The 22,398-nt window shown below is 72.0% G+C and carries 19 protein-coding genes and 1 riboswitch; of the genes, 10 read left to right on the top strand and 9 right to left on the bottom strand.

Going from position 1 to position 22,398, the window contains the following annotated elements; genetic code table 11:
* Positions 1-127 precede the first annotated feature (127 nt).
* Both ACIBO8_RS34365 and ACIBO8_RS34360 read left to right on the top strand, forming a co-directional pair.
* On the top strand, positions 128-940 hold the full coding sequence (locus ACIBO8_RS34365; RefSeq protein WP_396119631.1) for a polysaccharide deacetylase family protein: 813 nt from the start codon (positions 128-130) through the stop codon (positions 938-940).
* Complete coding sequence (locus ACIBO8_RS34360; protein WP_396119630.1) at positions 937-1,992, top strand: glycoside hydrolase family 26 protein; 1,056 nt, start codon at positions 937-939, stop codon at positions 1,990-1,992. The genes ACIBO8_RS34365 and ACIBO8_RS34360 overlap by 4 nt, the downstream gene beginning before the upstream one ends.
* On the opposite strand, the gene ACIBO8_RS34355 is transcribed toward ACIBO8_RS34360, so the two are convergent.
* The 6 genes from ACIBO8_RS34355 to ACIBO8_RS34330 form a co-directional block, all read right to left on the bottom strand.
* Positions 1,982-2,875 carry a bifunctional 5,10-methylenetetrahydrofolate dehydrogenase/5,10-methenyltetrahydrofolate cyclohydrolase gene (locus ACIBO8_RS34355; protein WP_396119629.1) on the bottom strand — a complete coding sequence of 298 codons (894 nt, stop codon included), beginning with the start codon at positions 2,873-2,875 and terminating at the stop codon, positions 1,982-1,984. The two genes, ACIBO8_RS34360 and ACIBO8_RS34355, sit on opposite strands and share 11 nt — an antisense overlap.
* Before the next feature lie 15 nt (positions 2,876-2,890).
* A riboswitch (ZMP/ZTP riboswitch) is annotated at positions 2,891-2,972 on the bottom strand.
* 47 nt (positions 2,973-3,019) lie between these two features.
* The gene (locus ACIBO8_RS34350; protein ID WP_396119628.1) at positions 3,020-3,916 is read right to left on the bottom strand and encodes a hypothetical protein; all 897 of its coding nucleotides are present in this window, start codon (positions 3,914-3,916) and stop codon (positions 3,020-3,022) included.
* The gene (locus ACIBO8_RS34345; protein WP_396119627.1) at positions 3,913-6,552 is read right to left on the bottom strand and encodes a hypothetical protein; all 2,640 of its coding nucleotides are present in this window, start codon (positions 6,550-6,552) and stop codon (positions 3,913-3,915) included. The genes ACIBO8_RS34350 and ACIBO8_RS34345 overlap by 4 nt, the downstream gene beginning before the upstream one ends.
* A gap of 118 nt (positions 6,553-6,670) precedes the next feature.
* Entirely contained in the window at positions 6,671-8,056 is a 1,386-nt protein-coding gene (locus tag ACIBO8_RS34340; protein ID WP_396119626.1) for a glycosyltransferase, read from the bottom strand.
* Positions 8,053-9,018: a glycosyltransferase gene (locus ACIBO8_RS34335; RefSeq protein ID WP_396119625.1), complete on the bottom strand. Its 966-nt coding sequence runs from the start codon at positions 9,016-9,018 to the stop codon at positions 8,053-8,055. Before ACIBO8_RS34335 ends, ACIBO8_RS34340 begins: the two co-directional genes overlap by 4 nt.
* Before the next feature lie 74 nt (positions 9,019-9,092).
* Positions 9,093-10,109, bottom strand: a complete 1,017-nt coding sequence (locus ACIBO8_RS34330) for a glycosyltransferase family 2 protein (RefSeq protein WP_396119624.1) — start codon at positions 10,107-10,109, stop codon at positions 9,093-9,095.
* 780 nt (positions 10,110-10,889) lie between these two features.
* Here ACIBO8_RS34330 and ACIBO8_RS34325 point away from each other — a divergent pair.
* From ACIBO8_RS34325 to ACIBO8_RS34305, 5 genes are all read left to right on the top strand, one after another.
* Entirely contained in the window at positions 10,890-11,825 is a 936-nt protein-coding gene (locus ACIBO8_RS34325; protein ID WP_396119623.1) for a sulfotransferase family protein, read from the top strand.
* Positions 11,826-11,903: 78 nt separating this feature from the next.
* Entirely contained in the window at positions 11,904-12,818 is a 915-nt protein-coding gene (locus ACIBO8_RS34320; protein WP_396119622.1) for a hypothetical protein, read from the top strand.
* Positions 12,819-13,420: 602 nt separating this feature from the next.
* On the top strand, positions 13,421-13,771 hold the full coding sequence (locus tag ACIBO8_RS34315; protein WP_396119621.1) for an S-adenosylmethionine decarboxylase: 351 nt from the start codon (positions 13,421-13,423) through the stop codon (positions 13,769-13,771).
* A gap of 3 nt (positions 13,772-13,774) precedes the next feature.
* Positions 13,775-14,611: a hypothetical protein gene (locus tag ACIBO8_RS34310; RefSeq protein ID WP_396119620.1), complete on the top strand. Its 837-nt coding sequence runs from the start codon at positions 13,775-13,777 to the stop codon at positions 14,609-14,611.
* Between the two features lie 109 nt (positions 14,612-14,720).
* Complete coding sequence (locus tag ACIBO8_RS34305) at positions 14,721-15,701, top strand: serine/threonine-protein kinase (RefSeq protein ID WP_396119619.1); 981 nt, start codon at positions 14,721-14,723, stop codon at positions 15,699-15,701.
* A gap of 34 nt (positions 15,702-15,735) precedes the next feature.
* Here the strand turns inward: ACIBO8_RS34305 and ACIBO8_RS34300 are convergent, their stop codons facing one another.
* Together ACIBO8_RS34300 and ACIBO8_RS34295 are read right to left on the bottom strand one after the other, a co-directional pair.
* Positions 15,736-16,605, bottom strand: coding sequence for a universal stress protein (locus ACIBO8_RS34300; protein WP_396119618.1), 870 nt, complete (start codon positions 16,603-16,605; stop codon positions 15,736-15,738).
* Positions 16,606-16,607: 2 nt separating this feature from the next.
* Positions 16,608-18,065: an amino acid permease gene (locus tag ACIBO8_RS34295; protein WP_396119617.1), complete on the bottom strand. Its 1,458-nt coding sequence runs from the start codon at positions 18,063-18,065 to the stop codon at positions 16,608-16,610.
* 235 nt (positions 18,066-18,300) lie between these two features.
* On the opposite strand from ACIBO8_RS34295, the gene ACIBO8_RS34290 reads away from it, so the two are divergent.
* The 3 genes from ACIBO8_RS34290 to ACIBO8_RS34280 are packed head-to-tail and all read left to right on the top strand — an operon-like array spanning position 18,301 to position 20,929.
* Complete coding sequence (locus tag ACIBO8_RS34290) at positions 18,301-18,630, top strand: STAS domain-containing protein (protein ID WP_396119616.1); 330 nt, start codon at positions 18,301-18,303, stop codon at positions 18,628-18,630.
* A 27-nt stretch (positions 18,631-18,657) separates the two neighbouring features.
* The gene (locus tag ACIBO8_RS34285) at positions 18,658-19,680 is read left to right on the top strand and encodes an alpha/beta hydrolase (RefSeq protein WP_396119615.1); all 1,023 of its coding nucleotides are present in this window, start codon (positions 18,658-18,660) and stop codon (positions 19,678-19,680) included.
* 13 nt (positions 19,681-19,693) lie between these two features.
* The gene (locus ACIBO8_RS34280; protein WP_396119614.1) at positions 19,694-20,929 is read left to right on the top strand and encodes a RimK family alpha-L-glutamate ligase; all 1,236 of its coding nucleotides are present in this window, start codon (positions 19,694-19,696) and stop codon (positions 20,927-20,929) included.
* Positions 20,930-20,950: 21 nt separating this feature from the next.
* On the opposite strand, the gene ACIBO8_RS34275 is transcribed toward ACIBO8_RS34280, so the two are convergent.
* A complete protein-coding gene (locus ACIBO8_RS34275; RefSeq protein WP_396119911.1) occupies positions 20,951-22,339 on the bottom strand; it encodes a glycoside hydrolase family 6 protein in 1,389 nt (462 codons plus the stop codon).
* Positions 22,340-22,398: the final 59 nt, after the last annotated feature.

Below are 22,398 nucleotides of genomic sequence, written 5' to 3'. Positions count from 1 at the left end.
GCGCCGATGCGGCGCTGCTTTGGCCCCCGCGACAACCGTGCCCTGCGACAACAGTGCACGAACCACGAAGCTTGCCGGGTCCACGACCGATAATGGTCATGTCCGCGAGCGCGTGGGAGGGGTTGCGGTGACCGTCACGGCGCCGCCGGTGTGGGATGCCATGCCGGCGTTGATGTATCACTCCGTGTCCGCGGTCGCCGGCCCGATGCGCGATCTCGCCGTGCCGCCGAAGCGCCTGGCCGAACAACTCTCCGCCCTGACCGCGGCCGGATACCGGCTCGTCGGCCTCACCGAGGCACTCGACCTGCTCGAGCAGGGCTGCACCGACAAGCTGATCGCCGTCACGTTCGACGACGGGTACCGCGACTTCCTCACCGAGGCCGTCCCGGTGCTGGCCGAGGCCGGCGCCGGCGCGACCCTGTACGCGTCCGTCGGCCACCTGGGGGAGTACGCCGATTGGCTGGGCCGCTGGTCACCGGACTTCGGCAAGCTGCTCACCTGGGACGAACTGGCCGAGGTCGCCGACGCCGGCATCGAGATCGGCAACCACAGCCTGGTCCACCACCCGCTCGACGTGCTGCCCGCCGCCCAGCTGCGTGAGGAGACCGTCCGCAGCAAGGACGAGCTGGAGCAGCGCCTCGGCCGGCGGGTGCGCAGCTTCGCCTATCCCCACGGCTACAACGGCGCCAAGGTGCGGGCGGCGGTGCTCGCCGCCGGGCACGACAACGCCACCGAGGTGGGCCGGCGGCTGCACACGCCGGGGGAGCGGCGCTTCGCCGTACCCCGGTTCCAGCCGACCCCGGACATGACCGGTGCCGACCTCGTGCACCTCGTGCGCGGCGGGGGCTCGCCGCTGGTGCCGCGGCTCAAGCAGCTCGCCCAGCCCGGATGGCGGGTCGTCCGCCGGGTGGCCCGGGCCACCGGCCGGAACCTGACATGAGCCCCGCCCACCGCGCGCCCCGCCGCGCGCTGAGCCGCCGCCAGGTGCTCGGCATCGCCGCGGCCGCGGCGGTCCCGGCGGCCGCGGTGGCCGCGCTCCGGATCCGCCCGCAGGACGGTCCCGCCGAGGCGACCAGTTCACCCGGCCGGTCGGCATCCGGAGCCCCGCGTGCCTCCGTGCCCGCGCCGCCGCCGGTGGTGACCAAGGGCGGTGGCACGGTGCCGTTCCGCCCGGGCAAGGCCATGCTCGGGGCGTACCTGGATCTGTCCGGCACCACCCGTGCCCAGGCGCAGCAGCTGCGCCGGCAGCAGACCGGCCGCGACGAGCGGATCGTGCACGTGTTCTACGACTGGGACGACCTGCTGCCGCGCTCGATCGACGGGCTGCCGGCGCACGCGTTCCCCATGGTGTCCTGGCGCGGCACCCGTTACGCCGACATCACCTCCGGCGCCAGCGACGACCTCATCGCCCGCGCCGCCCGCCGGCTCAAGAGCATCGGCCGGCCGCTGCTGCTGCGCTGGGCCTGGGAGATGAACGGCGACTGGTACGGCTGGGGCGCCGTCCGCAACGACAAGAACGCCAAGGGCTTCGTCGAATCGTGGAAGCGCCTGCACCGGATCTTCGGGGAGCAGGGCGCCGACAACGTCGCCTGGGTGTGGAGCCCCAACTGGAACTCGTCGCCGGTCGCCGACTGGAACACGTTCGCCGCGCTCTACCCCGGGGACAAGTACGTCGACTGGGTCGGCGTCTCCGGCTACAACCTGCACCACGAGAAGCCGGAGACGCTGTTCGGCCCGATCTACCGCTCGTACGCGGCCCGCAAGCCGATCCTCATCACCGAGGTGGGTGCCGTGGACCGTGGCGGCCGGACCAAGGCGGACTGGATCACGCTCTTCGCCGACTGGGTCGGGGCGCACCCGGCGGTGGGTGGGGTGTGCTGGTTCGACACCGACACCCACCCCGGGTACAACGAGAAGTGGCGCATCGACACCGACGCCCAGTCGCTCGCGGCGTTCGTGGCGATGGCGAAGAGCGCCCGCTTCAGCGGCTGACGCCGGCGGCCTTCTCCGCGGCCTCGACGGCGTTGCGGAACAGCATGGCGACCGTCGTCGGGCCGACCCCGCCCACCCGCGGGGTGATGGCGCCCGCGACCGCGGCGACCTCCTCCGCCACGTCGGGCAGCAGGCGGCGGCCCTCGTAGCGCACGCCCGCACCGATCACCGTGGCGCCCGGGCGTACGTGGTCGGGCTGGATGATGCCCGGCACGCCCGCCGCGGCGACCAGGATTTCGGCCCGGCGGGTGTACCGCTGCCAGTCCGGCACGCCGGTGTGCACCACGGTCACGGCCGCGTTCGCGGTCGGCCGCTTCTGCGAGAGCAGCATGGCCAGCGGCCGGCCGATCGTGGCGCCGCGGCCCAGGATCACCACCTCGCGCCCGGCCACCGGGATCTCGTGGTGCGCGAGCAGGGCCTCGATGCCGGCCGGGGTGCACGGCCGGGGACCGGGCAGCCCCACCGAGAGCCGGCCCAGGTTGAGCGGGTGCATGCCGTCGACGTCCTTGTCGGGGTCGACGGTCATCAGCGCGGCGTCGTAGTCGATGTGCGCGGGCGGCGGGTACTGGATCAGCAGGGCGTGCACGGCCGGGTCGGCGTTGAGCCGGTCGATCACCCGGTGCAGGTCGTCCTGGGTCGCGGTGGCCGGCAGGTGCTCGTGTGGAGAGACGAAACCGAGCTCCGCCGCCTGGCGCTGCTTGATGCGGATGTACCCGGCGCTGGCGTCGTCGTCGCCGACCAGGATCGTGGCCAGCGAGGGCTGGACACCGCCCTCGCGCAGCTTGGCCACCCGCTGTGCGACGTCGGCCAGGACCGCGTCGGCGACGGGCTTGCCGGGCAGGAGCCGGGCCTCGTGAGCCGGCGCCTCAGGGCTTTCGGACATGCGCGTCTCCCAGAGCGTGGGCACCCAGGCGGACGGCGCCCACGACGTGCTCCCCGATGGTGGTCCATCCTCGATGCCGCCAGTCGCGTGTCGCGGACCAGTATGCCGTGCGTCCCCGCGCGCGCCGAAGCGGTGTCACCCGCGCTATTCGACCGCGCTGATGTAGAGGGTGCGGAAGGCGCCGGTGTCGCCGGCCCGGTAGAGGCTGACGGTCATCCGCTGGTCGCCCGGCATGGTCAGCTGCTCGCTCCACGAGCCGTCGCCGACCGGCGTGATCACCCGGCGGGTCGGCGTGCCGCCGGCCGCCGCGCTCACCGTCAGCGTGTACGGGCCGTCCGACGCGACCAGCCCGGACGCGGACACCGCCACGACCCGGTTGCCCCGCGCGTCCACCGGCCCGGACGGCGCGGCGGAGAGTGCGGTCACCGTCGTCTCGAACGTCTCCCGCGACGTGCCGAACGACAGCCAGCTGGCGCCGCCGAGCACCGCCAGGACCAGCACCAGCGGCAGCAGCTGACGCACCAGCCGGCTGCGCTGCGCCTTCTCCTCGGCGGCCGCCTGCTCCTCGTCCTCGGGCGGCGCCACGGACATGATGATGGTCCGGGCTTCGGCCATCACCGTCGCGTCCCGGGGGGTGAGGTCGATGCGGGACCGCCGCTCGACCACCGGCCGGGGCTCCTCCCCGACGGGAGCCGGGGCGACCGCTGCGCGCTTCGGCAGCACCATGGGGAGAGCGAGCGCCACGAGGGTCAGGCTGCCGGTCGCCACGGTCCAGGACAGCCGGTCCAGCGGGACGCCGCAGAGGTAGATCGCGAAGCCGGCGACGACCAGCACGCCCATGCTCAGCGCCGGTGCCAGCAGTGTCCGCTCGACCGCGGTGAGCGTACGGCGGGTGAACAGGGCCTCGGTGACCGCGACGCCGGGCAGCACGAGGGCCAGCAGCAGGCCGCCGGCGACGGTCAGCGGCTTGAAGCCGGTCAGGACGGCCGCACCGGCGGCGACGGTGAGCCCGGCGACGATCCGGGTGAGCAGCGTGTTCACTGGACCCCCATGCGGTAGACGCGGACGGTGCCGTTGTCGTAGAGGCGGTCGACGTCGGTCAGCGAGTCGAACTTGGCGATCTGCGTCGTGGTCAGCGGCCGGGTGATGGAGCCCGCGTTCGGGTCGTTCTCGAAGTACGCCTCGCCCTCGGGCAGCTGTTCCGACAGGCGTTTGTCCACGACGAGGTACTGGATGGCGAGGTCGGAGACGAACTGGTCCTCCTCCAGCCCCCAGTCGTCGGCGTAGTACAGCGGCCCGACCTCGCGGACCGGGTCCTGCCGGCCGTACGTCGACGCCAGCGACACCGACGTGACGTCGCCGCCGATCCGGTTCCCCGGCCCGAGGGTGCGCCGCTCCCAGTCGGCGGTGTGCACGCCGTACGCGTCGACCGACCGCTCGAAACCACCGGCCAGGTACGGGCCCGGCAGGATGGAGCCCAGCGGCGGCCAGCCGCCGGCCCGGGCACCGACCATCAGCAGGGTGATCATCGCGGAGCCGGCGGCGACCCGGCTGTAGAGGTTCCAGCCGCCCGGGTGGATGAAGTCGATCGCCGGCGCGGCCGCGCGCCACCGGTGCCCGTCCGCGTCCTTGGCGGGGATGATCTGCACGCCCCGGACCAGCGCGATGGCGGCCAGGATCGAGATGGGCACGTAGGTGAACGTGGAGAGCCGGCCGGCGATCTCCGGGCCGTTCTGCCCGAGGAAGCGCACGCCGTTGCCGGCGAAGAACACCGCGCCGCCCACCACCGCCGCCCACCGCCAGGAGTCCCGGTCCCGGCGGTGGATCATGTCCCGGACCAGGGCGGCGTAGAGCACGAACAGCCCCAGCAGGCCGGTGCCCTGCACGAGCAGCTGGCCGACGCTGACCGCCGCCGTGGTCGACGACGCCTCGGAGCGTCCGCTGAAGAGGTTCGAGATGGTCTGCCCGACCTGCTCCACCGGCGCCTCGAGGTAACCGAGCACGTCACGGGCCACGGTGAGCATCCAGGTGGCGACCACCACCAGGGCCACCGCCGGCATGATCAGGGCGGCCCACCGCCGCGGCTTCTGCACCGCCAGCTCCACCACGGCGAGCAGCAGTAGCGTGATGACCAGCGCGAAGGCGGTGACGTGGTGACTGACCGTGGTGAGCGCGGCCGAGCAGACCGCGAGCGTCACGAACGGCCAGCCGCCCTCGGCCCGCCACCTGCGGGTCGCCCAGATCGTCAGCATGAAGAAGGGCAGCGCCGCGGTCTGGTAGAGGAACATCGAGTTGAAGAACAGGTAGTGCAGGGCTGTCGCGTACGTCGCACAGCAGACGCCGGCGACGGCGGGGGAGTTGCTGGCCCGCAGCACCGCCGCGAACAGCACCGCCACGAACACGAGGTGCGCGACGCCGGCCACGATGACCCCGGCGGCGGTGACCGGCAGGCCCGTCATCGAGGTCACGGCCGCACCCATCTCCGCCAGTCCGGGGAAGTGCACGGCCGGCGGCAGGGCGGGGTTCGGCTGGAACAGCTCGCCGGATTCGGTGATGATCGTCGTCGCCAGCCAGTGCTGGAGCTCGTCGGGGAAGCGGAACTGGTCCGGGCTGTACATCCACTTGAGCAGGTACTGGTTCAGCGCCAGCCCCATGACGAGCAGGAACGACTCGGCCGTGCCGGCCATGCGGCGGCTCAGCAGCCGGATCACCACCGGAGTGAAGACCACGACCTGCCCCAGCCAGTACGCGTACGGCGCATTGCCGGTGCTGACCCGGCCGCCGGCATACGCGAGCGCCACCATGAGCACGCCCAGCGCGGAGATCGTCAGTACCGCTGGGGCGTGACCCAGGTCGAGCGGTTCGCGGCGGGGACGGGCGGGCTTGGGCACCCGGCCGGGGTTGGCCGGTGCCGGGGTCTCGACGGGCTTGGCGGCCTTGCCGGCGCCGCCCGGCAGGACGGGGATGATCGCGGTGACGACGTCGGTGGGCGGAGCGACCGTGGAGGACGGCAGCACCATCGTGTCGTCGGCCCGTGGCCGCAGCACCACGGTGTCCTCACCGGGGTCCCGGGCGGGCTGAGCCTTGGCCGGGGGCGACCCGGCCGCGGGGGCCTTCTTGACCGGCCCCGGGATCACGACCGTGTCCTCCGGCGACGGGCCGGGGTTCCTCGGCGCAGTCGTCCGGATGATCGCGGTCTGGTCGGGATCCTCGTCCGTTTTGCGCTCGGGCAGTCTGATGACGACGGTTTTGTCCGCGTCGCTCTCAGCCTGAACCTGAGGTCGAGACTTGCCACCCTCACCCTCGACCTGAGGTTCAGGGTTGTCGGGTTTCGACGGGGGGAGGACCATCGTCGGCTCGTCCGCCGACTCCTCGGGGATCGGCTTCTTGGGCACGCCCGCGGTCGTCTGGATGTCGGCGCGGGCCGGTCGCTCGGCGCCTTCGGGCGCGGCCGGGCGTACCCGGGCGGCCGCGGCCCGGACCTGCTCGTCGTCCTGGGCCCGCTCCGGCTTCGCCGCGCGCTGCTCGGGCATGGGTTCGGCCTCCCCGGCCTGGTCGGGTGCCCCGGGCAGGACGACGGTCGCGTCGCTCGGGGCCTCGAAGTGCTGGATCGAGGTCATGGGTGCGGCCGGGCGCAGGGCCGGCTCGCCGGGTTCCGGGTCGGGCACGGTCAGCATCCGGCCGCCACCCCGCGTCGCGGGCGGGCGGCGTACCGGATACCTACCATTCGCCACATATGCTCCGAGAATGCCCCGTGCTCGGGCGACTGTCCGGGGAACGGCGGAGTCACCACGATCAGCGGCTGCTCCGGGCCTTGGCCCGGGCCGCCCGCCGGCCCTTCAGGTATGCCCGCGGGCCCGCGATCATCCCGCGCCGGTTGGCCGTCAGCAGCTCGCGCGGGAAGTCCTCGCGCAGGGTGGAGACGCGCAGGCTGTCCTTGCTCGTCAGGTCGCGCAGCGCGCCCGGCACGAGCTTGAGCAGCGGCCACAGCAGCCCCGGCCGCTTCATCAGCAGGCTCGTGTACGCGGCGGTGAGCCCGGCGCCGTACCCGACCATCTGCTTCTGCAGGCCCTCGAAGTCGCGCCGGTGGTAGTGGTGCGTCACCGCCGTGGGCTGGTAGACGATCGTGCCGCCGCCGACCAGGACCTGGGTGAAGGCGAGGGTGTCCTCCGAGCCCATGGCCGGCGTGCCGGCGCCCAGCGCGGTGTCCCAGCCGCCGATGCGCTCGATCACGCCCGGACGGAAGGTCATGTTCGCGCCGGTGCCGAAGGGCGGCAGCGGGTACAGCGGGCTCTGCACGTGCGCGGTCGCCGGGCTGAACACGTCCGGCTTGAAGCCGCGGCCCTTGCTGTGGCCGCCGAACTGCTCGAACCACAGCTGCGCCTGCGTCTCCAGCTCGGCCGGCACGATCACGCCGGAGACGACGTCGGCCTCCGGGTGGTCGGCGAGGGCACGGGCGATCTCGGCGAGCCAGTTCGGGTCGGCGTACTCGTCGTCGTCGATCCAGGCGAGGATCTCGCCCGGCGCGGCGGCGACGGCGGCGTTGCGGGCGAAGGACAGCCCGGCCTTCGGCTCCACCAGGTAGGACACCGGCCCGCGGCGAGCCGCCGAGCGGACCACCTCGGCGGTCGCGTCGGTGACCGGCGCGTTGTCCACGACGAGCACGCGGAAGTCCGGATACGCCTGGGTGAGCAGGCTGTCGAGGCAGCGGGCGAGGGCGCCGGGCCGCTCCCGGGTGCAGATCACCACGGTGATCGGCGGGGCGTCGGCGAGCACCTCGCGGCGCCGGGCCAGGAAGGCCGGTTCGGCCGCCGGGCTGATGCCGTCGACCGGGAGGGCGGTCAGCCCGAGCCCGGCGAGGCGGGGCGCCAGCGTGCTGCCCAGTTCGGCGCCGATCGCCGCGGCCAGGCCGGCCGGGGTCAGACCCTGCTCCGGTACGTCGGCCAGCACGGTGCCGAGCGGCTCGGTGAAGAGCCGGACCAGCACCCACGCCTGGCGGACCCGGCGCCCGTCGGGGCCGACGGCGGCAACCGTCTGCAGCGGCTCCGCCAGGTCGACGTCGAGGACGACGGCCGGGCGGACGTCGCCGGTGGCCTCGAACGCCGGGGCGGTGATCAGCTCGTCGGCCCGCAGCGGCGGCTCCCAGCCCTTGCGCGTGACGCCGTTCAGCTCGGCCGTCATCGCGCCGCGCCGATCGGCTCGGGCCGGCGCTCGGTGCGCTTGGCGGTCACCGTCTCGACCACCCCGCCCCAACCGGCGGCGGCGACGCCGGCGAGCACGCCGCCGGCCTTGAGGACGTGGTGCCCGCCCCGCCCGCGCCCCGCGTCGAGCAGGTTGCGCAGTACGGCCTTGGGCAGCGAGCGCAGGTAGTCGCGCTCGGAGCCCAGGCTCTGCGAGCCGTCGAGCAGGCCGGCCATCGCGACCTTGCCGCGGCCCTCGGCGTAGCAACGGCGTACGAACCAGGAGAAGGTGGACCGGGCGGCGGGGACCTCGTGGCGGATCACCGCGTCCGGGACGTACATCCAGTGGCCGCCGTTCAGCGCGCTCATCCGCAGGCACAGCTCGGTGTCCTCGGGGCGGTTCTGGCTGCCCAGCTTGCCGAAGCCGGTGCGGAACCCGCCGACCGCCAGGAACGCGTCGCGGCGGACGACCATGCCGGCCGACCAGACGTTGCGGACCCGGCTGGTGGTGGTGGGCAGGCCGGCGTACGAGCCGCCGACGGCCCAGAGGAACTCCTCGGGCATCCAGCGCGGCTCGGGGCCCTCCCAGGCCGGTGCGATGCCGCCGCCGGCGCCGATCACCCGCGGGTCGGTGAACGGCGCGACCAGGTGCCCCAGCCAGTCGGTGTCCATGGCGATGTCGTCGTCGACGAAGGCGATCAGCGACGTCGAGGTGTGGAACGCACCGGTGTTGCGGTTGCCGGAGACGCCCTGGTTGTAGAGGTTCTCCAGGACCGTCACGCCGCCCAGGTCACGCCGGGCCCGGCGGTACAGCGCCGGGTTGTGGTCGACCACGACGACGATCTCGGCCGGCGTGTACTGCTGGCACTTCACGGCCGCGACGGTGCGCACGAGCGACGCCCAGCGCTCCTCGCTGTGGGTCGGGATCACGATGCTGACGGCGGGACGGGGGGTGGGTTCCACGGGGGGTGCTCCTCGAGCGCAGGTGGTGAGCGGGATGACGGCCGGCGCGCAGGCGGGACGACCTGCGTGCGGCGTCAGTCCTCGCGGGTGGAGCGGGCCTGCAGGGCCTTGATGTCGTCGGTACGCCGGGTGCCGACCTCGTCGCGGCGCAGGCCCCGGTTGAGGTGCGCGACGTGCTGGCGCGGGTCCGCGGCGGGGGTGACGCCGGCGGCCGGCGGCCGGTTGACGACCTTGTTGAGCGCGTGGGCCGGCGCGGTGTTCGACGGCGCGGCGGTGGGGTGCTGGTGCACCACGGCGCCGGTACGGGTGGCACCGCTGCGGCGCAGGCGGCGCATCCGGCCGTACTCGCTGAAGATCGTCCGCAGCACCCGGAAGCCGTCGCGGAAGGTGTTGAGGTTGCTCTGCCCGTGGATGCGGGCGTGCTCGATGCTGCCGACCTCGCCGACCTCCATGCCGTCGGCCGCGGCCCGGATGTTGATCATCGTCTCGATCTCGAACCCGTCGCCCCAGAGCTTGGAGCCGTCGCTCGGGCGCGGCAGCCGGGTGTCCGGCAGGTCCAGCGTCGGCACGACCCGGCGCCAGAACGCGTTGTAGCCGTAGCACAGGTCGGTGAACTTGGTCCCGAACAGCACGTTCACCACGAGGTTGAGCCCGTCGTTGCCGAGCTTGCGCAGCTTGGTGATGTCGTGGCTGTGGCCGCCGTGGGAGAACCGCGAGCCCTTGACGAAGTCGGCGCCGGCGACGAGCTGTGCCACGAAGAGCGGGATCTCGGCCGGGTCGGTGGAGCCGTCCGCGTCGATCATCACGATGATGTCGCCGGTGCAGGCGGCGAAGCCGCACGCCAGTGCGTTGCCCTTGCCGGTACGGCTCTGCTGCACGATCACGACGTCCGGGCGGAGCTCGCGCGCCACCTCGACGGTGCGGTCCACGGAGCCGCCGTCGACCACGATCACCTCGTCGATGCCCTCGGGAAGCTTCGCGAAGACATGCGGCAGGTTCCGCTCCTCGTTCAGAGCCGGGATCACGACACTCACCGAGGGTGACGACGTGTCGTTACTCGGCGTGTTGCCGGGGGACGTGGCGTGCGGCATGTGGATCCCTTCGGGGCGGCAGACGCGACAAAATCAGAGGGTTTCCGGGGGCAGGAACCCAAGTCGCTCGCTTCTGTCGACAAATCTAGCGCCACGCTACGTAGCGTCAACTAACCAAAGGGCCAGGGTGACAATCTCCATACGTTGAACCCTGGCCAGACGTATGAGCAGCCACTATTCACTCGGGCAACAAGATCGTCCTGTTGCCCCATCCGTCACAGTGCGTAATGGACACTAGGGCACCGCTAACCACAGAATGGTCGTCCCGGGCCATTTCGGTAATGCGCGGCCGACAGGGGACCACGGAAGTCGATAATCACCAAGTCGGATTTATGATAGTGATCCACCTCACCTACGGTAATCATTACCGTACGTAAGGCGAAGGTTGCAGGACGGTTGTATCGGCGTGCCACGGGCGCGAATGGCGGTCAATCCCTACGCTGAGGCCATGACGAGCCGCCGGCCCGATGCCGCTGCCGCGAACCGACCCCACGGTGCGTGATCCGGTGATGACTACGGCAGCTCTGTGTGTCTGCGGCCACGAGCGTGCGGCCCACGAGCACCATCGCCGGGGCACCGACTGTGCCCTGTGCGGGGCCGAGGTGTGCCCGCGCTTCCGTCGCCGGGCCTGGTGGCGGCGTCTGCGCTCCTGACGGCGGGCGCGTGCCGTTCGCCAGGTGGACTCCGGCTTCCCAAAACCTACTACTTCTGTAGGCTAAGTCTTACTTCGTCGGGTGCCGTCCCGGTACGGCGCCGTGCCTGGCACGAGGAGGGACCCCCATGCCACTCCCGGATTTCCTGATCGCCGGCGTGCCCAAAGCCGGCACCACCGCGCTGCATGCGGCGCTGGTTCGGCATCCCCAGCTCTTCCTGCCGACGGTCAAGGAGCCCAAGTTCTTCCTCACCGACGGCCGGCCGCCGGCCACCGGTGGCCCCGGGGACGTGCAGACCTATCAGGAGCACGTCTGGCGACGCGCCGACTACGAGGCGTTGTTCGACCCGGCTCCGGCCGGCTCGCTGAAGGGTGAGGCCACCCCCTTCTATCTGTACGACCACGGCACCCACCTGCGCATCCACGCCCTCGTGCCCGGCGCGCGGCTGATCCTGCTCCTGCGCGACCCGGTCGACCGGGCGCACTCCAACTGGACGCACCTGTGGAATGCCGGGCTGGAGCCGGAGGCCGACTTCCTCACCGCCTGCCGGGCCGAGCCGGAGCGCAGGGCCGCCGGCTGGGCGGACTTCTGGCACTACGTCGGCCTCGGCCTGTACGGGCGCCAGGTGCAGCACCTCTTCAAGGTCTTCCCGCGCGACCAGGTGCTGCTGCTGCGCTACCGCGAGCTGAAGGACGCGCCGGCCGCCACCCTCGACCGGGTCTGCGACTTCCTCGGGGTGCGCACGGGCGTGCTGCGGGAGATCCCCAAGGAGAACGTCAACCGGCACGTCGTCGAGGACAACGCGGTGAACGGGGTGCTGCGGGGCCTGCTGCGCGCCGGTGGCACCTTCGGGCACCGGTTCCCCGTGCCGTTGCGGCTCGCCGCCCGTGGGCCGCTGCTGACGCTGCTGCACCGCAAGCGGGGTAACCGGCCCGTCACCACCCCGGCCGAGCGCGCGGCGCTGCTGCCGCTGTTCGCCGACGACATCGCGTTGCTCCAGGACGTCACGGGCGAGCGCTACGACGACTGGCTGTCGGTGGACCGACACGCCAGCGCGCCGTAATCCTATCTTGCCCATAGATAATGCACACTTGACCGCATACTCTTCGCTGTGCCGCCGACGCCACGAAACGGAGCCGCCTTGTCCATCGGAACCCAGACCCTGTCGCTGCCTCGCTGGGAGGACTCGACCGTGGTGGTCGAGCCGCCCGGTGACGAACCGGGTGCGTGGGCGGGCGCGCCGTCCTCGATCGTTGCGGACGGTCACATCTATCTTGCGTACCGCCTGCGGCTGCCGATCGGGGAGGGCCGCGGCATCTCCAACGTCATCGCCCGCTCGAGCGACGGCGTGACCTTCACGGTCGTGGCCACGGTGGACAAGGACCGCTTCGGGGCGGAGTCGCTGGAACGCCCCGCCCTCGTGCGCACCCCGGAGGGCCGGTGGCGGCTCTACGTCAGCGCCGCCACGCCCGGCACCAAGCACTGGCGGGTGGAGCTGCTCGAGGCCGACACCCCGGAGGGGCTGGAGACCGCGCCCTCCCGGACCGTCCTGGCCGGCGACGAGACCGCCGGCGTCAAGGACCCCGTGCTGCACTACGACGAGTACGGGTGGCACCTGTGGGCCTCGGTGCATCCCCTCGAGTCCTGGGACGACGCCGACCGGATGACCACCGAGTATGCGACCAGCCCCGACGGCGTGCACTGGACGTGGCGCGGCACGGCGCTGGCCGGGCGCCCGGGCCGGTGGGACGCGCGTGGCGTGCGGGTGTCGTCGGTGTCGGTCGAGGGCGACACGATCCTGGCCGCGTACGACGGCCGCGCGACGGCGGGGGAGAACTGGGAGGAGCGGACCGGGGTGGCCCGGGGCGTCCGGCTGCCCGACGGGAGCTTCGGCGAGCTCACCGCCGAGGAGGGCGAGCCGCTGGGCAGCCCGCACGCGCCCAACGGGCTGCGCTACCTGAGCCTGGTGACGCTTCCGGGCGGACGCCGGCGCCTCTACTACGAGGCCACGCGGGCCGACGGCGCGCACGACCTTCGCACGGAGGTCTCCTACTGAGACGGTGAGCGATGAGAGCGGCGTCACCCGGCCCGCCCCCGGAGCCCGGTGGTGATCCACTTCGCCTACCGTCGACCGCATCGCGCCCGGTCCTGATCGCCCGCCCTAAAAGCGGCGGCCGCGAAGCGAGTGACCACCCATGGCGGAGCCCGTCCCACAAGGACGAGCTCCGCCATGGTCGTTTCCGGGTGTCATCCTTACCTACAGTGTTTCCCCTGCGTCCCATTCCTTCGCGTCGGGACCGCTACGCAGTGTGACCAATGCCGGGTGGTGATCTCTGCCACTCGGCCCTGTCGTGATTGTGATCGCCGTCCTCGCCCGGCCCTCGCGCGATGGTCCGTCCTCTCCGCGTGGTATGGCGACTCCCGCCAGCAAAGTCCCAAACCGGTGACCTCTCCAGGGACCGCTGGGACCGATGTGGCGAACCGCTTCCCTTGATCGGCGCCGGACCGGCCGGTGGTGAGCTTCGGCCTCGCGTTGACGCTGCGTTATGAAGCGCTAAATTCCTTACAAGTCTCTCCAAGCTCCCGAAATGGACTCACCCTGACTGCCCGTGATTGCGGCCGACGGCGCGGAGTCACACCCCCCACGTAAGGAACGACATGCTCGACTTCAAAGACCTCGCCCCGGCTATCCACCGTCAGCGCATGGTCGTCGAGGGTTACCCGACGTTCGTGATCACCGACGCGCACATCAAGGACTACCTGCAGCGCCTGTCGGACGTCACCGACATGGTCACGATCATCGAGCCGGTGACCCACGTCAGCGAGCTGTACGGGTGGGCCGGCTGGATCCACTGGGAGACCTCCGGCGCCCACTTCTACTCGTGGGAGCGCCCGATCTCGTTCTTCAGCGTCGACATCTACACCTGCAAGGCGTTCGACCCGCAGAAGGTCCTCGAGTTCACCGAGGAGTACTTCCGCACGACCGAGATCGTCGCCAAGGAGTTCTGAGCCGTGACCGCCGCGTTCCGCACCCGCTACGAGCTCTCCCCGGCGCAGGCGCGCCGGGTGACCGCCGAGTTCCTGGCGGCGCACCCCACCCCCCGCGGGCGCTTCGTCTGCGCAGTGGCCGGCCCGGACACCCCCCTCGCCGACGTCGGCCGGGCGCTCGAGCGGCAGGTCTTCCAGCACACCTTCGGCAACGACGCCGCGGTCATGGCCGCCGAGTACGGCCCGTACGAGGCGAACAGCCTGTTCTTCCTCGTCATCGACCGCCGGCGCGGCGTCCCGGCCGGGGTGGCGCGGATGATCGAGAGCACCGGCCGCGGCGTCAAGACCATCGACGACGCGCCCGAGCACATCGGCGTCGACGTCGAGACGATCCTGGCGGCGCACGGCATGGACGGCGGCCTGGTCTGGGACTGCGCCACGCTCGCGGTGCTGCCGAAGTACCGCGGCGGCCGGTCGTCACTGATCGTCAGCTCGATGCTCTACCGGACGTTCCTCGTCATCGGCCGGCGTCGCGGCATCCGGCACGCGGTCTCCATGCTGGACCGCGGCGCGTACCGCAACATCGGGCTGATGGGCACGCCGCTGGAGCCGCTGGCCGGATCGGGGCCGTTCGCCTACCTCGGTTCGCCCGAGAACCGGGCGGTCTACATGGACTTCCCGGCGATCGCGCCGGCCGTCGCCGCGCAGGCCGCGGTGCACCGGCGGGCCGGCCGGCTGCGCCTGTCCGCGCTGCGCCCCTCGGGGCTGCGCCGCATGCTGACCCGCCGCGTGGCCGCGACGGTGTCCGAGCGCGTCGGCACCGGCAAGGACATCGACGAGCTCATCGTGGTGCCGGTGTGACACCGATGGGTTCGACCGGCCACTGAGGCGTTTGTGCCGCCCGGGCCGGGGGTACGGAGGCGGAGATCGCGGTGCGGGCGGGCGCCGCGCGGGAACCAGGGGGTGGCCGATGCGCACGCTGGGCGGGCGGTACCAGCTCGTACAGCGCATCGGGATCGGCGGGATGTCCGAGGTGTGGCGCGGCCACGACCGGGTGCTCGATCGGCCCGTCGCGGTGAAGATCATGGCGCCCGCCGTCGAGGGCACGCTCGGTGACGTCAACGGCGTGGACCTGGTCCGGACCGAGGCCCGCTCCGCGGCCCGGCTGGCGCATCCCAACGTCGCCGGTGTGCATGACTTCGGCACGTCGCCGACGCCCGACCGGGACGTCCCGTACATCGTCATGGAGCTGGTCGACGGCCAGACGCTCATGGAGCATCTCGGTGCGGGCCGGCTCGACTGGCGCATCGCCGTGCGCATCTGCGCGGAGGTCGCGGCGGCCCTCGCCGCCGCGCACGCCGAACACGTCGTGCACCGCGACATCAAGCCCGCCAACATCATGCTGACCCCGTCCGGCGCCAAGGTGCTCGACTTCGGCATCGCGGCCGCCGCCGGCAGTCACGACCCCGATCCGGACGGCCCGGTCATGGGTACGCCGGCCTACGTCGCCCCGGAACGCTTCGACGGCCTGCCCGCCACCCCCGCCTCGGACATGTTCTCGCTCGGCGTGCTGCTCTACCACTGCCTCTCCGGGCGGCTTCCCTGGCGCGCCGAGTCGCACACCGAGCTCGTCCACGCCCAGCGCTTCCGCGACCCGGACCCCCTGCCGGACGTCGACGGCCTGGCGCCGGAGGTCCTCGACCTGTGCTCGCGCTGCCTGCACCGGGATCCGGCGGAACGGCCGACCGCCCTCGTCGCGGCCCTGCTGCTGGCGGAGGCGGTCGACGCCCGCGTCTACGTCCCGCTGGCCGATCTGGGCACCCGGATGCCACGCCCGTCGGCCGTCTCGCCCTGGGACGAGCGGGCGGCGGAGGCACCCACCGACGTCGCGCTGCCCTTCGACGACGAGACCGCGTTCCAGGAACGACCCGGCCGACATCGCGCCGGATAGGCCGCCGGGTTGCTGCGCGGCGCCGGGGGACCGGTCACCCGCTGCGCGGCACCACGACGACCGGGCGCCGGGCGCGGCGGACCAGCCGCGCCGAGACGCCGCCGAGCAGCACCCGCCGCGCCGGGCCGTACCCGCGCGAGCCGCAGAACAGCACGTCCACGTCGTCGAGCTCGGCCAGCTGATCCACCACGTCGCCGGTGCGGATCTCCCAGTCCACCGGCGCGCCCCGCACCGACTCGGCGGCCCGGCCCAGCGCCTGCTCGTACGTCTCCCGGGCGGTGTCCAGGAAGGCGTGCTCGGCGTCCTGCCCGACGAGGAACGGGAGTGTCGCGTCCGCGTCGGCCACCACGGTGTAGAGGCGCACCGGGCTCCCCGTACGGGCCGCCAGCCGTACGGCAGCCTCCAGCGCCGCCCGGCCGTCCGGGGTGTCGACGTACGCCACGCCGATGCGGCCCAGGGCGCCGGGCGGCTTCTCCATCCCCGCCGGAGCGACCGCCACCGGGCAGACACTGCCGGCGAGCAGCCGGTCCGCGGTGCTGCCCGCGAACAGGCGGTGCCGCGGGCCGGCGCGCCCGGAGCCGACCACGATGGTCTCCGCCCGCAGTTCTTCGGCGAGGTCGTGCAGCCCGTGCGCCGCTGAGGTGGAGGCCACGGTCCGGTACTCCACCTCGCAGGTGGCGTCGGTCAGCAATGCGCGTGCGCCGTCGAGCACGGCGGCCGCCGCGCGGTGCCGGTCGGCGACCCACTCGGCGTCCACCCGGCCGGAGCCGAGCGCGGACGGCGCGGGATGCACCACGGCGACCACCAGCGGGGCGCCGAGCACGGACGCCGCCCACCGGCCGAGCACCAGGGCGTCCTCGCCGGACGCGCCCCCGTCCACCCCCACGATCACCGGCGCGGTCATGGTTAGTCACCCTCCTCACGGGCCCAGCCGGGGGTGCCCTCGGCGTGCTCGCGGCGCAGCCGCGAGTTGCGGTACCCGTACAGGAAATAGATCAGCATGCCCACGACGAGCCACACGACGAACCGGATCCAGGTGGCGAGCGGAAGGTCCGCCATCAGGTAGATCGCAAAGACGATGCCGATGATCGGCAGCACCGGCGACCACGGCACACGGTACGGCCGCGGCATCTCCGGGCGGGTCCGGCGCAGGATGATCACTCCGACGTTGACCAGGATGAACGCGAACAGCGTGCCGATGTTGACGAGCTTGACGATCTCCGAGAGCGGGACCAGCGCCGCCAGGATCGCGATCAGGACGCCGAGCCCGATGGTCAGCGTCGCCGGGGTGCCGTAGCGCTGGTTGACCGTGGCCAGCCGCTGGGGGAGCAGGCCGTCGCGGCACATGGCGAAGAAGATGCGGGTCTGGCCGTACATGATGACCAGGACCACGCTGGTGATCGCGACGACCGCGCCGAGCGCCAGGATCCCCGCCGCCCAGCTGATGCCGGCGCCCTGGTCGAGGGCCGCGGCCAGCGGCGCGTCGCTGCCCTCGAGCTGCTGCGGGCTGGCGATGCCGATCGCGCCGACCGCGGTCAGCACGTAGAAGATCGTGCAGATCACCAGCGATCCGATGATCGCGAGCGGCAGGTCCTTGGCCGGGTTGCGCGCTTCCTCGCTGCCGGTGGAGACGGCGTCGAAGCCGATGTACGCGAAGAAGATGATGGCCGCCGCGGACGTCACCCCGTCGACGCCGTCCGGCGCGAACGGCTGGAAATGGCCGGTGCCGAAGTTGAAGAGCGCCACCACGATGAAGAAGAGCAGCACCGTCAGCTTCACCACGACCATGACCAGGTTGACCCGCGCGCTCTCGGTCACGCCCCGGACCAGCAGCAGGGTGATGGCCAGGACGATGAAGACCGCCGGCAGGTTGAACACGCCGCCGTCCTCCGGCGACTTGGCGATCGCGTCCGGCAGCGTGTACCCGAACGCGGCGTCCAGGAAGGCGTTGAGGTTGCCGCCCCAGCCCACCGCGATGGCGGCGACGCTCACGCCGTACTCGAGGATCAGGTCCCAGCCGATGATCCACGCGACGATCTCGCCGAGCGTCGCATAGGTGTAGGTGTAGGCGCTGCCCGAGACGGGGATGGAGGACGCCAGCTCGGCGTAGGAGAGCGCCGAGAACGAGCACGCCACCGCGGCCAGGACGAAGGACAGGATGACCGCGGGGCCGGCCATACCGGCGCCCTCGCCGATGACGACGAAGATGCCGGTGCCGATGATCGCGCCGACGCCCATGGCGGTCAGCTGCAGGGGGCCGACGGCCTTCTTCAGGCCGTGACCCTCCTCGGCGGTCTCGGTGATGAGCGACCGGACGTCGCGTACCGCGAAGATGCCCGGCTTCTGGCCAGAGCTGGTTGCCACAGCCATCCTCCCCTTCCGAGGCCGTCGATGACCATCGTTGTCACCGTGTCCCCCACCTGCGGCGATCGCAAGATGATCTGCGGGATGCGGGAAACTTCCCCCGTCCGCTTGCCGATCCGGCGCACTTGATGTCCGGCCCGTTGCCGCACTTGTGAGGCAACCTGCGGTGAACATCAGGAGCGTTGTACGGTGGGGCCACGGGCCTGGAACACACGGGCCCCGGAAGGCGGGATGCATGGGCGAGGCCGTCATGACCACCCGGCGCCAGGCGGACGGCGCCATCGTGGTCGACGTGCGCGGCACGCTGGACGCGGCGACCGTGGACGCCCTACGCAGCGCCTTGGTCGGCACCCTGCACGCCGAGCGCCCGGCAACGATGATCGTCGACCTCACGTACGTGACCTTCATGGACTCGCAGGGCGTCGGCGCCCTGGTCGCCGGCTACAACACCGCCCGCGAGACCGGCACCCGGTTCGTGCTGCGCAACCCGAGCGAGTTCGTGCACCGCCAGCTTCGCGTCACCGGCCTCGCCGACATGTTCGGACTGTCGCCGGCATCGCCCTGACCGCTTTCGAGCGGTTAAGGTTCCGACATGGAACCGGCTGCCGGAGCGTGGTGCACGTCGACGGAGGTCGGATTCCGGCTGCGCGACCACGAGCGCCGGCTGGCTTCGGTACGGCTGGACTCGTCCGTGGTGTCCGGCGACTTCCGCTACCGCGACGACCTGCGCGCCTGGGAGCTGCGCCTGCCCCGGCCCGCCGTGCAGCGCCTCGAGTACAGGCTCGCGCTCGGCTATCCGGACGGCGCCACCGAGACCGTCGACGACCCCGACAATCCCCGCCGGCAGGGCGACGCGTCCGTGCTGTGGTGCCCCGACTACCGCGAGCCCGACTGGTTGCACCTGCCGCATGGCGCCGGCCGGTGGCACGACGTCTACCTCCCGCTGCCCGCCGTGCGGGGCGAGATGGTGGCCCGCATCTGGTCGCCCGACGCCGCCACCGACCGGGTCGTCGTCGTCCACGACGGGCCCGACTACCACCGGTACGGCGAGCTCGGCCGCTACACCGCCGCCATGATCGCCGCGGGGCGCGTGCCGCCGTACCACCTGGTGCTGCTGCCGCCGGGGGAGCGGCTGGAGTGGTATTCGGCGAGCCCGGCGTACGCGCGGGCCCTCGCCAACGACGTCCTGCCGAAGCTCGCCGCCGAGCTGGGCACCGACCGGCCGGTGATCGGTGTCGGCGCCAGCCTCGGCGCCCTTGCGATGCTGCACGCCCAGCGGCGGCACCCGGCGCGCTTCGCCGCCCTGTTCCTGCAGTCCGGGAGCTTCTTCCAGCCCCGCTACGACCGGCAGGAATCCGGCTTCCGCCGCTACCTGCGGATCGTGCGCTTCACCGGCCGGGTGATCCGGGCGGCCGACGGCCCCGGCGTGCCGGTGGCGCTCACATGCGGCACCGTGGAGGAGAACTTGGCCAACAACCGGGACATGGCGCGTGCCTTGCGGGATCACGGGTACGCCGTGTCGTTCGCGGAAGTGCCCGACGTCCACAACTGGACCGCCTGGCGCGACGCGCTCGACCCGCAGCTCACCGCGCTGCTGCAGAAGGTGTTCAATTAGCTGGGAGGCGCCAATGGCCGATGTCGAGCACACCATCGGACTGCTGCTGGGCACCGAGGACGACTGGCCGAGGGCGTACGAGGCGCTGCTGCGCCGCGTCGGCGTGATCACCGACGACGCCGGGCGCAGTCACCGGATCCGCAGCGTCCGGGTCACCATCGAGCCGTTCAACCTGCGCTACGAGCCGCGGCACGACCTGGTCATCGACCGGCTCGCCTACTGGTACTACCACCCGCGCGAATGGCTCAAGAAGGCCGCGCTGATGGACGACGTGTACCTGCTCAACAGCCCGTTCACCTTCCAGTCCATGGAGAAGCACGCCGCGTACTGCGCGATGATGCGGCTCGGTCTCAAGGTGCCCGAGACGGTGCTCGTGCCGTTCAAGAACCCGCTGGACAACTCCCGGTACGCATACACGTCGGCGCGCTACAACCAGCCGTTCGACCTCGAGGCGCTGGCGGAGTCGGTCGGCTACCCGATGTTCATGAAGCCCTACGACGGCGGCGCCTGGGTCGGCGTCTCCAAGATCCGCAACCCGGAGGAGCTGCACGCCGCGTACGACGCCTCGGGCGAGCGGCTCATGCACCTGCAGGCCGCCGTCGAGGACTACGACGTCTTCGCCCGCTCGCTGACCATCGGCCCCGAGACCATGGTGATGAAGTTCCGCCCCGAACTGCCCATGCACGAGCGGTACGCCGTCGACCACAACTTCCTCAGCCCCGGGGTCGGCGACGAGGTCGTCACCATCTCCCGCCTGGTCAACGCGTTCTTCCGCTGGGAGTTCAACTCGTGCGAGTCGCTGATCAAGGGCGACGAGGTGCACCCCATCGACTACGCCAACGCCTGCCCCGACGTCGCGGTCACCTCCCTGCACTACTACTTCCCGTGGGCGATGACCGCCCTGCTGCGCTGGACCGTCTACTGCGTGGTCACCGACCGCAAACCGCGGCTGGACATGGACATGTCGGCCTACTTCGCCGTCGCCGACGACACGTCGCTGCCGTACCAGGAGAAGCTCGCGCTGTACCGCAAGCTGGCGGACGACTACTTCGAGATCGACAAGTACGAGGAGTTCTGCGAGAAACACCTGGCCCACGTCGACGAGATGGTCCACGAGTGGGTCGGCTCGCCGGAGTTCCGGTCCCTGCTCACCGAGACGGTACGGGCGATGTACCCGCCGCACGAGCACGAGCGCTTCCTCGGGCACTTCGGCGGCCTGATCGACGCGTGGTTGCGCGACCACGCGTGAACCGGCCGGCCCGGCTCGCGCTCACCGCAGCGGTGGGTTCGCGAGCCGGACCAGCTCCACGGCCTGCCCGGGGAACCACGCGCCGGCGGCCGGGTCGGCCGTGTTCCCCCGGGCCGGGTCCAGGCCGGTCCCGGTGCCGCGGTCGCACTGACCGTCGGACTCGCCGGGGATCTTGATCCACAGGAAGGCGTCGGCGAGCTCGTTCCCGGTACGGGAGGTGGGACGGAGCCCGAGACCCCGGTCCGGCGGATTGCACCAGGTCATCGGGTCCGGCCACGCCGAGCCGGCCGGGGGTGTCCAGGAGCCCCGGCCGTTGCGGCTGGTGTCCAGGACGAAGTGGGGCAGGCGATCGGGGGAGACGGTGCCGACGGTGGCGTCGTACCAGGCGTCGCTGCGCGTCCAGGTGCTGAAGTCGGCCGGGTCCGCCGGGTGGTACTGGCTGGCGCAGTCCCGGAACGCGCCGCCGTGCGTGCCGTAGTAGACGCACTTCGCCGTCCAGGTGCCGTACTTCAGCAACCGCGGTGTCGCCTCGAAGTTGGAGACGTTGAGGAAGAAGCCGTCGGCTCGCAGCACGCCCGCCCGCACCAGCCGGTCGGCGGCGTCGCCCGAGCTGAGCCAGTTGCTGTTGGTGCCGTCGAGGTAGACGTTGGTGCGCCGGAGCGCCTTGAACCGGTCCACGGCGTAGTTCAGCATCGCGAACCGGTCCCGCTGGGCGGTGACGGGGTCGGCCTCGGCGGGCTTGCACCACTCCGCGTTGCCGTTGATGTCGGTGTACCAGGGGATGATGCCGAGGCTGTCCGGCTCCAGCATGACGACCGCGCGGGTGCTGCCGATCCCGGCCGCGAAGGCATCGATCCAGGCCTCGTACTCGGCGACGGAGCGGGCGCCGCCCGAGGAGTAGGCGCCGCAGTCGCGGAAGGGCACGTTGTAGGCGACGAACACCGGCGTGCTGCGCTGGCGGGCGGCCCGGCGGACATGGGTACGGATGAGGGCGGTGAGTTCGGTGCCGGCGTACTGGGTGATCCAGACGGCCTGGGGGGTCTCGGTCATCGCGGTGAGCTTGCGGGCCAGCGGCCGGCGGCCCTGTGCGGTGAGGTCCGCGATCTGCTCGAGGGCTCCGGGGTTGGGCGGCGGAGTGTAGAAGGTGGCCCGGCGGGCGGCCCGGATCTCGCCGGTCGGTCGAGCCGCGCCGCTCTTCCGGCTCGCCCCGCTCGGCGCTCGTTGCCCCTGCGGAGTCGATTCCGGGCCGGTCGCGCCGGTTGCGCTCCTCCCGCCGGCCCCGGTGGCGTTCGTGGCTGCCGTTGCCGGGACCGCCGCGTCGGCCGCCGTCGCCGTGAGCGGCAGGAGTGCCGCGAGGGTCAGCATGGCTGCGCCGGCACGCATTCGATGCGGACGGCGGATGGGGGGCATCGCCACGTTTTCGCTCCTCCGGAGTTCGCTCAGCGCCATGAAAGCGCTCCCATGGCCGG

Origin of the sequence: Actinoplanes sp. NPDC049681, from assembly GCF_044465265.1 — a bacterium.
Lineage (GTDB): Bacteria > Actinomycetota > Actinomycetes > Mycobacteriales > Micromonosporaceae > Actinoplanes.
This window is presented reverse-complemented; position numbering and strand designations above follow the sequence as displayed.